The sequence below is a fragment of the Pseudoalteromonas sp. RB2-MNA-CIBAN-0110 genome (assembly GCF_040309305.1).
GTDB classification, from domain to species: domain Bacteria; phylum Pseudomonadota; class Gammaproteobacteria; order Enterobacterales; family Alteromonadaceae; genus Pseudoalteromonas; species Pseudoalteromonas arctica.
This window is the reverse complement of sequence record NZ_JBEOOQ010000004.1, coordinates 63,638-75,758: the sequence shown is the minus strand read 5'-3', so window position 1 is coordinate 75,758 and position 12,121 is coordinate 63,638. Positions and strand designations below refer to the sequence as shown.

At 39.4% G+C, this 12,121-nt stretch carries 12 protein-coding genes; all 12 read left to right on the top strand.

What is annotated here, in order from left to right; all coding sequences use genetic code 11:
• Positions 1 to 17: 17 nt before the first annotated feature.
• Positions 18 to 302, top strand: coding sequence for a hypothetical protein (locus AAEY68_RS04120; protein ID WP_350585545.1), 285 nt, complete (start codon positions 18 to 20; stop codon positions 300 to 302).
• A 134-nt stretch (positions 303 to 436) separates the two neighbouring features.
• Positions 437 to 1,663 carry a TniQ family protein gene (locus tag AAEY68_RS04115; RefSeq protein ID WP_350585544.1) on the top strand — a complete coding sequence of 409 codons (1,227 nt, stop codon included), beginning with the start codon at positions 437 to 439 and terminating at the stop codon, positions 1,661 to 1,663.
• A gap of 4 nt (positions 1,664 to 1,667) precedes the next feature.
• On the top strand, positions 1,668 to 3,755 hold the full coding sequence (locus AAEY68_RS04110) for a type I-F CRISPR-associated protein Csy2 (RefSeq protein ID WP_350585543.1): 2,088 nt from the start codon (positions 1,668 to 1,670) through the stop codon (positions 3,753 to 3,755).
• Positions 3,756 to 3,769: 14 nt separating this feature from the next.
• Positions 3,770 to 4,822: a type I-F CRISPR-associated protein Csy3 gene (csy3, locus tag AAEY68_RS04105; RefSeq protein ID WP_350585573.1), complete on the top strand. Its 1,053-nt coding sequence runs from the start codon at positions 3,770 to 3,772 to the stop codon at positions 4,820 to 4,822.
• 2 nt (positions 4,823 to 4,824) lie between these two features.
• Positions 4,825 to 5,436: a type I-F CRISPR-associated endoribonuclease Cas6/Csy4 gene (gene cas6f / locus AAEY68_RS04100; RefSeq protein WP_350585542.1), complete on the top strand. Its 612-nt coding sequence runs from the start codon at positions 4,825 to 4,827 to the stop codon at positions 5,434 to 5,436.
• A 694-nt stretch (positions 5,437 to 6,130) separates the two neighbouring features.
• Positions 6,131 to 6,856 (top strand): tRNA (cytosine(32)/uridine(32)-2'-O)-methyltransferase TrmJ, encoded by a 726-nt coding sequence (gene trmJ / locus AAEY68_RS04095; protein WP_024589846.1) that lies wholly within the window; start codon positions 6,131 to 6,133, stop codon positions 6,854 to 6,856.
• A 236-nt stretch (positions 6,857 to 7,092) separates the two neighbouring features.
• A complete protein-coding gene (gene iscR / locus AAEY68_RS04090) occupies positions 7,093 to 7,584 on the top strand; it encodes a Fe-S cluster assembly transcriptional regulator IscR (protein WP_007586371.1) in 492 nt (163 codons plus the stop codon).
• A gap of 24 nt (positions 7,585 to 7,608) precedes the next feature.
• Positions 7,609 to 8,826: an IscS subfamily cysteine desulfurase gene (locus tag AAEY68_RS04085; protein WP_002958425.1), complete on the top strand. Its 1,218-nt coding sequence runs from the start codon at positions 7,609 to 7,611 to the stop codon at positions 8,824 to 8,826.
• A gap of 41 nt (positions 8,827 to 8,867) precedes the next feature.
• Positions 8,868 to 9,251, top strand: a complete 384-nt coding sequence (gene iscU / locus AAEY68_RS04080; protein ID WP_007377675.1) for a Fe-S cluster assembly scaffold IscU — start codon at positions 8,868 to 8,870, stop codon at positions 9,249 to 9,251.
• Between the two features lie 12 nt (positions 9,252 to 9,263).
• Positions 9,264 to 9,587, top strand: coding sequence for an iron-sulfur cluster assembly protein IscA (gene iscA / locus AAEY68_RS04075; protein WP_007377674.1), 324 nt, complete (start codon positions 9,264 to 9,266; stop codon positions 9,585 to 9,587).
• Between the two features lie 94 nt (positions 9,588 to 9,681).
• Positions 9,682 to 10,209, top strand: coding sequence for a co-chaperone HscB (hscB, locus tag AAEY68_RS04070; RefSeq protein ID WP_007586374.1), 528 nt, complete (start codon positions 9,682 to 9,684; stop codon positions 10,207 to 10,209).
• A gap of 41 nt (positions 10,210 to 10,250) precedes the next feature.
• The gene (gene hscA, locus AAEY68_RS04065; protein ID WP_121953550.1) at positions 10,251 to 12,113 is read left to right on the top strand and encodes a Fe-S protein assembly chaperone HscA; all 1,863 of its coding nucleotides are present in this window, start codon (positions 10,251 to 10,253) and stop codon (positions 12,111 to 12,113) included.
• The last annotated feature ends 8 nt before the right edge of the window (positions 12,114 to 12,121 follow it).

The following is a 12,121-nucleotide window of genomic DNA, read 5'->3' as shown; positions in this document are numbered from 1 at the left end:
ATAATAAAGGTTATCCAATGACAAGATCCAAACTACAGCGAATAGCATTTGTTCAACTATCGCCAAATGGTAAGTTGTATCCTATGAAGTGTGATAGAGAGGATCTTGGAAATGGGGACGATGTAGAAGTTCTAATGTCGGTAGGCTCTGAAAATGAGCGTTATCTTGAGGGAAAAATAATTTCAGTTTCTTATGAAAGATGGAATTGTAGCTGTTATGTAGTTAATCATGTGCGTGAAGTCAGTTATGAGATTGAAAATGGAGGATTTATTAGAACTGTTAATCTAACAGAAAAATCATAAACCTATATAGCGCTAATAAGAGTCAGTAATAGTATTTAGGGCAGCTATACAATAATATTATTTATGATGTGGCTTGCATATTAAATGGGATGGCTTTATCTTTTAGCTTAGGATTTCTAAGTTTTAAGGCGTTTATGGCTTTTCTATTTTCTCCCAAGGCTCGGGCATCTTCTGATGAGTCGTTGGAAAGTTACTTGTTACGGGTGGTTTCAGAGAATTTTTTTGACTCGTATGAAGGGTTAAGTTTAGCTATTCGCGAAGAACTACATGAGCTTGACTTTGAGGCGCATGGCGCATTCCCGATAGATTTAAAAAGACTCAACGTTTACCACGCCAAGCACAATAGCCACTTTAGAATGCGGGCTTTAGGCTTACTCGAAACATTATTAGATTTACCTCGATACGAGCTACAAAAACTGGCTTTGCTAAAGTCAGATTTTAAATTCAACACCTCAGCCGCCATATATAACAATGGCGTAGACATCCCAAAAAGATTTATTCGTTACCATGCAGTAGATTCCATTGATTCGATTCCAGTATGTCCACAATGTCTTGCAGAAGAAGCTTACATAAAACAAAGCTGGCACATAAAGTGGGTAAATGCGTGCACTAAACATCAGTGTGCTTTGCTACATAACTGCCCAGAATGCTGCGCTCCAATTAACTATATCGAGAATGAGTCAATTACTCATTGTTCATGCGGTTTTGAGCTTTCTTGCGCTAGTACCTCGCCTGTAAATACGTTAAGTATTGAGCATTTAAATAAATTACTGGATAAAGGTGAGCGCAACGATAGTAACCCGCTATTTAACAATACCACGCTTACAGAACGCTTTGCTGCGCTTCTTTGGTATCAGGAGCGGTATTCTCAAACTGATAGCTTTTGTTTAGACGAGGTTGTGGGTTATTTTGATAAGTGGCCCACAGTCTTTTACAAGGAGCTTGATGAGTTAAGTGAAAATGCAGAAATGAAGCTAATAGATCTGTTTAATAAGACTGAGTTTAAGTTTATTTTTGGTGATGCTATTTTGTCGTGCCCTAATCAAAAGCAGAGGGAACTTCACTTTATTTATAGGGCTCTATTAGATTATTTAGTTACTTTGGTTGAGAGTAATCCTAAAGCTAAAAAACCAAACGCAGCCGATTTATTAGTAAGTGTATTGGAGGCTGCAACTTTGTTAGGCACTTCAGTAGAGCAGGTTTATAGATTGTATCAGGATGGTATATTGCAAACGGCATTTCGTCATAAAATGAACCAGCGAATCAACCCTTACAAGGGCGTATTTTTTTTAAGGCAAGTAATAGAGTACAAAACTAGTTTTGGAAATGATAAAGCTAGAATGTATTTGTCGGCATGGTGAGTATATGCATTTAAAAGAACTGTTAGAAATTACAGACATCACTGAGCGAGATAGGTTGTTACGTCGTGCTTTTAGCCCTTATACGGCAATGATTGATATAACAGGCAGCGAAGCCACAGCTCTGATTATTTTGTTAAACCTGACTTACCGAAAAAACCAAGTTGATGACTTGCTGGATAAGCAATTAGCAAAACAGGCTTTAAAAAGTGAAGATCATATTAATAAATGTATTAAGGAAATAGCGTGGTTTCATACTCATAATTTAAAGTACCCTGATATTAGAGTAAGTAAGCAAAATTTAGCTGTTGAGCCTCCACTACTGCACTCTTATGTTTTGAGTAGTGCTAACTATCATAAAGCCTATGGCTGGTCACATGACTCAGCTAAAGTGAATGTGGCTAAACTATTTATTAGTTACTTTAAATGGGAAGATGAAGATTGTTGTTTGGCACAAGCATTGGCTACGTACTCGAATAACTGGAAAGCCGCATTTACCTCTCTAGGGTTATCCGTTAAGGCCTATAAAAGTTTATGTGGAACAGTTAAGGGGGAGTTATACGAAGAAGTCATTCCTGACTCAATTGACCGCTATTCTCGCCAAGTAAGAATACCTTATTATGATGGTTATGTGGCTGTTACGCCTGTAATTAGCCATGTTGTTCAATCAAAAATTCAACAGGCGGCAATTGAAAAACAAGCTCGATTTACCAAACTAGAGTTTACCCGTCCAGCTTCTGTCAGTATGTTAGCTGCCTCCTTAGGTGGGGTTGTCAATGTGCTCAACTACCCTCCTGATATACGAACTAAATATCATGGTTTAAGTAATTCACGGCAATTTAAATTAAAGAATGGGCAAACAGTATTTAATGTTGAGGCACTATTAAAGCCGGAATTAATTAAAGCTTTAGAAGGTATTATATTTAGTAATAATGCGCTGGCTCTTAAACAGCGTAGACAACAAAAAGTTAAGAGCATTAAAGAAGTAAGAAGTACGCTTTTAGAGTGGTTTTCACCTGTATTTGAGTGGCGATTAGATTTTATTGAGAATGGAGGTGACTTAGAAGAACTTGAGAGTACTTCAGACCAACTAGAGTATAAAATACTATCGCTGCCCGACGATGAACTCTCTTCGCTAACGATTCCTTTATTTAGGTTACTAAATGAAATGCTTGGCAGTGTGAGCATGACACAAAGGTATGCTTTCCACCCTAAATTAATGAGCCCTTTGAAAGCAGCTTTACAATGGCTACTTATTAATCTTACAAATCAAAAAAACGAACTGATTGAAGAAGATGATGAACATTATCGTTATCTACATTTAAGCGGTATACGCGTGTTTGATGCACAAGCGTTATCGAACCCTTACTGCTCAGGTGTTCCATCTTTAACTGCTGTTTGGGGCATGCTTCATAGCTACCAAAGAAAGCTTAATGAAGCGCTAGGGACAAATGTACGGTTCACATCTTTTTCTTGGTTTATTAGAGATTATTCTACTGTAGCCGGAAAAAAGCTTCCTGAACTTAGCCTTCAAGGCGCTCAGCAAAATAAGCTTAAGCGACCAGGAATTATTGACGGCAAATACTGTGATTTGATATTTGATTTAATAATACACATTGATGGTTATGAAGATGATTTACAGGCAGTAGATAGTGAGCCTGACATTTTGAAAGCGCATTTTCCATCTAACTTTGCAGGTGGTGTTATGCATCAGCCTGAGCTTAATTCAAATATAGATTGGTGCTGTTTGTATAGTAATGAAAATCAGTTATTTGAAAAGTTAAGGCGACTCCCTTTATCAGGTTGTTGGGTAATGCCAACTGACCACAAAATAGAGGATTTAGATGAGCTACTATTATTATTAAATAGTGACTCTAACTTGAGCCCATCTATGATGGGGTATATGTTACTTACTGAACCGATGGCTAGAGTAGGAGCGCTTGAAAAACTACATTGTTATGCTGAACCAGCAATAGGAGTGGTGAAATACGAAACGGCCATTAGCATTAGGTTAAAAGGTATTAGCAATTATTTTAAAACATCTTTTTGGATGCTAGATGCGCGAGAAAAGTTTATGCTAATGAAAAAGGTTTGACCGGAAGGTGCTCAATGGAACTATGTAATATATTAAAATATGATCGCTCGCTTTATCCTGGTAAAGCTGTGTTTTTTTATAAAACGGCTGACTCTAACTTTGTTCCCCTAGAAGCTGATATTAATAAAATTAGAGGCCCTAAATCTGGTTTTACTGAAGCATTCACCCCGCAGTTTTTACCAAAAAACATCTCACCTCAGGACTTAACACATAATAATATATTAACTCTAGAAGAGTGTTATGTACCTCCAAATGTGGAACATATATTTTGTCGGTTTTCTTTGAGGGTGCAAGCGAACTCGTTGGCCCCTTCAGGCTGTAGTGATCCAGATGTTTTTTCTTTATTAAAAGAGTTGGCAGAAACATTTAAAGAGTGTGGTGGTTATAAAGAGTTAGCTACTCGTTATTGCAGAAATATTTTATTAGGTACATGGCTTTGGCGTAATCAAAACACGGGTAACACTCAAATTGAAATTAAAACTAGTAAAGGAAATTGTTATTTAATCGATAACACCCGTAAGTTGGCTTGGGAAAGTAAATGGACTTCTGATGTTCAAAAAGTATTAGAAGAACTAAGTGATGAAATTGAGAGCGCATTAACTGATCCCAATGTGTTTTGGAGTGCCGATATAACCGCGAAAATAGAAGCCTCATTTTGCCAAGAAATTTACCCAAGCCAAATTCTTAACGACAAAGTTAAGCAAGGAGAGGCCTCTAAACAGTTTGTAAAAGCTAAATGTGCAGATGGCCGTTATGCTGTAAGTTTTAATTCTGTAAAAATAGGTGCAGCGCTTCAGTCAATTGATGATTGGTGGGATGAGGATGCAAGTAAAAGGTTACGTGTGCATGAGTTTGGTGCAGATAAAGAAATAGGCATTGCCCGGCGTCCTCCCGATTCTGAGCAGAACTTTTATTCTATTTTCAAAAATACTGAATGGTATTTGTCAGCCCTTAAAAATTGCATTACTAATAAAAATGAAAATATAGACCCAGCTATTTATTATTTATTTTCTGTATTGATTAAGGGTGGAATGTTCCAGAAAAAAGCAGAGTCTAAAAAGGCGTAGTTATGCAAAGGTATTACTTCACAGCCCACTTTTTACCTAAACAAGCTAATCTAGCGCTGCTAACTGGCCGTTGTATTTCTATCATGCATGGGTTTATTTTAAAGCATAATATTGAAGGAATGGGAGTTACGTTTCCTGCATGGTCGGACTCATCAATTGGTAATGTAATTGCTTTTGTTCATACGGAAAAAGAGATTTTAAACACCCTTAAAGAGCAAGCTTATTTTGTAGATATGCAAGATTGTGGTTTTTTTAAATTAAGCCAAGCTTTAGCCGTACCTGAGAGCTGCAAAGAAATACGTTTTATACGTAATCAGGCGGTAGCAAAAATATTTACAGGGGAAAGTAGAAGAAGGTTAAAGCGCCTGCAAAAAAGAGCATTAGCAAGAGGTGAAGATTTTAATCCTAAAAAGCTCGAAGCTCCCCGAGAAATTGATATATTTCATAGGGTAGCTATGACTAGTAAGAGTTCACAAGAAGATTATATTCTTCATATTCAAAAGCAAAATGCCGACTGCCAAGCAGAGCCAGTATTTAGTAATTATGGTTTTGCCTCAAATGAAAAGTTTAAAGGCACGGTTCCTGATTTATCACCCTTAATAGAGAGTAATTAACCTTTATTTATAACGTTATCATAAGTCATTGATATTAAAACGCTCTGGGCAAGCATATAAAAATATGGGTAAAATTGAGTTTGCTTTTTAATTATATGAATTATATAAATAAGGTCAGCTATTTTTATAGTGACCTGCCGTATAGGCAGCTGAGAATGAATGTGTGAAGCATACGAACTTGAGGGGCGTGTGACCTGCCGTATAGGCAGCTGAGAATGAAGAGCATTTTGGCATAAAAAAACGACATTGTGACCTGCCGTATAGGCAGCTGAGAATATCTTGATAGGTCTGGCCAAACGAACATTTACTGTGACCTGCCGTATAGGCAGCTGAAGATAAAAACAATCGATTCGATGTTTAAGTTAATGTAATTCTGCCGAAAAGGCAGTGAGTAGTAATTGAAAAAACCAGTCTTATATTTGAAGGCTGGTTTTTTGTTTTTAGTGTAATAACTTTAACTTCACTATGTCATTGTATGGTTGTATTTTATGTCAGTGAATGGTTGCAGGTTATTTGTAAGTTGCTGATATGTCTATCCAGTGTATGTCACGCTTTGCTTGCAGCGACAAACTTATCCATGTAAGAATCGTTATATTGGGTTTGATCATAGGATCTAGCCTTTTGAATCTAGGATCTTATTACATTTTCATGTTAGAATTTGCGCAATTTTTTGGCATAGCAAAGTAGCACAGTAATGATCTTAGATGATATTCGCATTGTTTTAGTTAACACGTCACATTCCGGCAATATTGGTTCGGCGGCTCGCGCCATGAAAACCATGGGTTTATCAAAACTTTATTTAGTTGATCCTGCTTGCGAAATAGACAGCCAAGCAAGTGCATTAGCTGCAGGCGCAACTGATGTTTTAGGCAATGCAGTTATTGTAGGTACCGTTGAAGAAGCTATCGCTGACTGTACATTAACGATTGGCACAAGTGCGCGTTCTCGTACGCTTTCGTGGCCAATGGTTGAACCACGTGAATGTGGTGAAAAGCTCGTTGCTGAAGCCGTAAATGGTCCTGTAGCGCTAGTATTTGGTCGTGAAAACAGTGGTTTAACTAATGAAGAATTACAGCTTTGTAATTACCATGTGTGTATTCCTGCTAATCCAGAGTACAGCTCGCTTAATTTAGCTATGGCCGTACAAACACTTAGCTACGAAACTCGCATGGCATTTTTAAATCAACAACCTAAAAAGGTTGAAGAAGACGATGCAGTTTACCCAAGCTCAAAGCAAACTGAGCTGTTTTATGATCATCTTGAAGACACGTTGTTTAAAACAGGCTTTATCATCAAGCAACACCCTGGTTTAGTTATGACTAAATTGCGCCGTTTGTTCAACCGAGCTCACCCTGAAGATGCTGAAATGAATATTTTACGCGGTATTCTCACCTCAATTAATAAGGCTATCCCTAAGTAACTTAGGTATAGCTATTAGTTATAAAAGACCTAGACTAATTAACGCGCTAATACTTGACTAAATTACTCAGGTAATTACAATGGCTGTAATACTTGACCAAAGAGGTCAAGTATTGAAAATTTGTTAACTCTACAATTTAAAAGTAAGAGTTTCTAAATCAAATTTTTATCAAGTGATAATACTTGACTAATTTACTCTGGTAATTAAAATTTGCACTCTTTTGTGCAGGGGGCGTTATGAAGTTAACATCAAAAGGCAGATATGCCGTTACAGCTATGCTGGATGTTGCACTACACACAGGTGTAGGTCCTGTAGCCCTTGCTGATATTTCACAAAGACAAGAAATTTCTTTGTCTTACCTTGAACAATTATTTGCTCGTTTACGTAAAAATGGCCTAGTAAGTTCTGTTCGTGGACCTGGTGGTGGTTATTTACTAGGGCGTGAAGCGAGCGTTATCTCTGTTGGCGATATTATTAGCGCCGTAGACGAATCGGTCGATGCAACACGTTGCCAAGGTGCCGATACCGGCTGTCAGAGTGGTATGCGTTGTTTAACACATAATTTGTGGTCAGACCTAAGCGCACGCATAGAAGAATTTTTGAATAATATTACCCTTGCTGAATTGGTGGAAAAATCAGATGTGAAAGAAATAGCATCGCGCCAAGATAACAGTATTAATAATGCAATTAAGCAGTTGGAAAACATTCAAGTAAGCTGTCAACTTTAAGGTTGACCTGCAGCGGAGAGAGAAATGAAGTTACCGATTTATTTAGATTACGCAGCGACCACGCCTGTTGACGAACGTGTTGCTAAAGAAATGATGCAATGCCTGACAATGGACGGTAAGTTTGGTAATCCTGCGTCACGCTCACACCGTTTTGGTTGGCAAGCAGAAGAAGCTGTTGACCAAGCACGTACAGATATTGCTGATTTAATTAATGCAGACCCACGTGAAATTGTTTTCACATCGGGTGCAACAGAATCAAATAACCTTGCTATTAAAGGTGCAGCACAGTTTTATAAGAAAAAAGGTAAGCACGTTATTACCGCTAAAACTGAGCATAAAGCTGTAATCGACACATGTCGTGAGCTTGAGCGCCAAGGTTTTGAAGTAACTTATATGGACGTTGAAGAAAACGGCCTACTTGATTTACAAAAACTTGCCGACACAATGCGTGACGACACAGTACTTGTAAGCATCATGCACGTTAATAACGAGCTAGGTGTAATTCAAGATATCGCGACTATTGGCGAAATGTGTCGCGAACGTAAAATTATGTTCCACGTAGATGCAGCGCAAAGCGCGGGTAAAGTACTAATCGACGTGCAACAGCTTAAAGTTGATTTTATGTCGTTCTCTGCACATAAAGTGTATGGCCCTAAAGGTGTTGGTGCACTTTACGTTCGTCGTAAACCACGCGCTCGCCTTGAAGCGCAAATGCACGGTGGCGGACATGAACGTGGTATGCGTTCTGGTACACTAGCTACTCACCAATTAGTGGGTATGGGTACAGCGTTTAAAATTGCTAAGCAAGATTTCGAAAAAGATCACGCACACATCAGCGCCTTACGTAATCGTTTAATCGACGGCATTATGGCTGATATGGACGAAGTATACTTTAACGGCACGCAAGACCAATCAGTACCTGGCATTGTAAACATCAGCTTTAACTTTGTTGAAGGTGAGTCGTTACTTATGGCAGTAAAAGACATTGCAGTATCGTCAGGTTCAGCCTGTACATCTGCAAGCTTAGAGCCTTCTTATGTATTACGTGCACTTGGCCGTAACGACGAATTAGCACATAGCTCAATTCGTTTTAGTATTGGTCGCTTTACTACCGAAGAAGAGATTGATTACACCGTCGAATTAATGAAAAACTCTATCGGTCGCCTACGTGAGATGTCTCCACTTTGGGAGATGCATCAAGAAGGTATTGATTTAGATTCAGTTGAATGGGCTCACCACTAATAGTGTGAGCACATACCCTAGCAGGTAATGAGGATAGAATAATGGCTTATAGTGATAAAGTAATCGACCACGTAGAAAACCCACGTAACGTAGGTACTCTAGATAAGAATGATCCGTCAGTGGCAACGGGTATGGTAGGCGCACCAGCATGTGGTGACGTAATGAAATTGCAAATTAAAGTATCTGCCGAAGGCGTTATTGAAGATGCAAAATTCAAAACCTACGGTTGTGGTAGCGCAATTGCTTCATCTTCACTTGTAACAGAGTGGGTTAAAGGCAAAACGCTAGACGAAGCAGCGACAATTAAAAACACTGATATCAGTGCAGAGCTTGAATTACCACCAGTGAAAATTCACTGTTCAATTTTAGCCGAAGACGCAATTCAAGCAGCAATTGCAGACTACAAAAGCAAACAAGCGAAGTAAGAAGAGAAACTCATGGCAGTGACATTGACAGATGCGGCAGCAAACCGCGTACAATCATTTTTAGCAAACCGCGGTAAAGGTTTAGGCCTGCGCGTTGGCATTAAAACGACGGGCTGTTCAGGTCTTGCTTATGTACTTGAGTTTGTTGACGATTTAAACGAAGACGATGAAACTTTTGCGGCTAAAGGTGTAACATTAATTGTTGACGCTAAAAGCTTAGTTTACATCGATGGCACAGAGCTCGACTACACTAAAGAAGGCTTAAATGAAGGGTTTAAATTTAGAAACCCTAATCAAGCAGATGAGTGTGGTTGTGGCGAAAGCTTTACCGTTTAAGCTTAAAATATCTTTGTAGTATAAATAAGCCCTGCCAGTAAATGTAGGGCTTTGTTATTTTTGAAATTAATTTCTGAATTTTATTGGTTGAGTTATGCGTTACTTTGAATTATTTGCAGTCCCCGTTGATTACAATATTGATTTAGCAACGGTTAACAAGCACTACTTGGAATTACAGCGTACTGTACATCCAGATCGCCACGCGAATGCGAGCAGCCGCGATAAGTTAATGGCAGTGCAAAGCGCCGCCGAAATTAACGATGCGCTACAAACATTAAAGCACCCAGTAAAACGTGCTGAATATATGCTGAGCGAGCTAGGCGTTGATATTCGTGCAGAGCAACAAACCTTGCAAGATCCAATGTTTTTAATGCAGCAAATGGAACTTCGCGAAGAGCTTGAAGAGCTAACATCGTCGCGCGATCCTGATACCGCCATTGCAAATTTTGAAAAACAAATTAAGCAACTAAACACGCAGTACAGTGCACAACTTGCCGAACAACTAGCAAGTAACGATGAGCAGCAATATCAACTTGCCGCAGATAATATTCGTAAACTGAAGTTTGTTTATAAGTTACGTGACGAACTAGAGCGTATTGAAGACAGTTTATTTGACGATTAATTACTTGCTGCAAAGCGAGCAACACGAGTTTAAAGAGCATTATGGCATTATTGCAAATTGCTGAGCCGGGGCAGAGCGCGGCACCACACGAACATAAACTAGCGATTGGTATTGATCTTGGTACAACTAACTCATTAGTTGCAACAGTACAAAGTGGCGAAGCCCGCACGTTAACTGATGATCTTGGCGCGGCTATGTTACCGTCGGTTGTTCGTTATCAAGCAGGCGGTATTACTGTTGGCGCAGAGGCTGCACAAGCAGCAACGCAAGACCCTGCTAATACACTTATTTCGGTTAAGCGTTTTTTAGGTAAAACTCAGGCTGAAATAGAGCAAAGTTATGGGCAACTACCGTATGAGTTCTGTGAGCACAATGGTGCGCTAGCAATAGAAACTGCGGCAGGTAAAATCAGTCCAATTAAAGCATCAAGCCATATTTTAGCTGCATTAAAAGCACGAGCTGAGCAAAGTTTTGGCAACCAAGAAATTTTAGGGGCTGTAATCACAGTACCAGCGTACTTTGATGACGCACAGCGCCAAAGTACTAAAGATGCCGCAGAGCTGGCTGGTATTAACGTACTACGTTTATTAAATGAGCCAACAGCAGCAGCCGTTGCTTATGGTTTAGATTCTGGCCAAGAAGGTATTATTGCTGTTTACGATTTAGGCGGTGGTACATTTGATATATCAGTACTTAGATTACACCAAGGTGTATTTGAAGTAATGGCAACTGGCGGCGACTCAAGTCTCGGTGGTGATGACTTTGACTCACTACTTGTTGATTACTTTAAGCAGCAAACTGGTGTGTCAGCGTTGTCACCTTCAGTTTTACGTTTATTCATCAATAAAGCAAAAGCGTGTAAAGAAGCATTAAGCCAATACGCTAAAGTAAACGTGGGTCTTGAGTTTGACGATCAAAAATACACAGTAGAAGTAACACGCGAAACGTTTGACGAAATGGCTATGCCTCTCGTTAAAAAAACACTGCGTTCGTGTCGTCGTGCTGTAAAAGATGCTGGCATAGAAAACGACGAAGTACTGCAAGTTATTATGGTAGGCGGTTCAACCCGTATGCCACTGGTACGTAGCCAAGTACAAAGCTTTTTTGATAAAGAGCCGCTAACTTCAATCGACCCTGATCGTGTTGTCGCTTTAGGTGCTGCGCTTCAAGCCGACGTGTTAATTGGCAATAAGCCAGATTCTGACATGCTATTGCTTGATGTATTACCGTTATCGCTAGGCCTTGAAACTATGGGTGGTTTGGTTGAAAAAATCATTCCGCGCAATACGACGATTCCGGTAGCTCGCGCGCAAGAATTTACAACGTTTAAAGACGGCCAAACAGCTATGTCATTACATGTGCTGCAAGGCGAGCGTGAGCTTGTTGATGATTGTCGATCGCTTGCTAAGTTTAGCTTAAAAGGTATTCCACCAATGGCGGCAGGCGCTGCGCATATTCGTGTAACCTTTAAAGTTGATGCAGATGGCTTATTAAGTGTTTCAGCTATGGAAAAATCAACAGGTGTACAAGCTGAAATTCAAGTTAAACCTTCGTTTGGTTTATCTGATGACCAAGTAGCTAACATGCTAAAAGAGTCAATGAGCAACGCTAAAGGCGATATGCAAGCACGTATGCTTAAAGAGCAACAAGTAGAAGCACTGCGTGTAATAGAAGCGCTTAATGCATCACTTGCAGCCGATGCTGCATTACTTGACGATATGCAACTTGCTAACTTACGCGCTGAAATTGCAGAACTGGTAAAAGTGCGCGAAAATGCACAAGAGCCTGGCGAAATTAAAGCAGCTATCGAAAAAGTCGATAATGCGAGTAGCGACTTTGCATCGCGTAGAATGGATGCATCAATTAAAAAGGCCCTTACAGGGCAGTCAGTAGACAACATTTAAGAGAGATT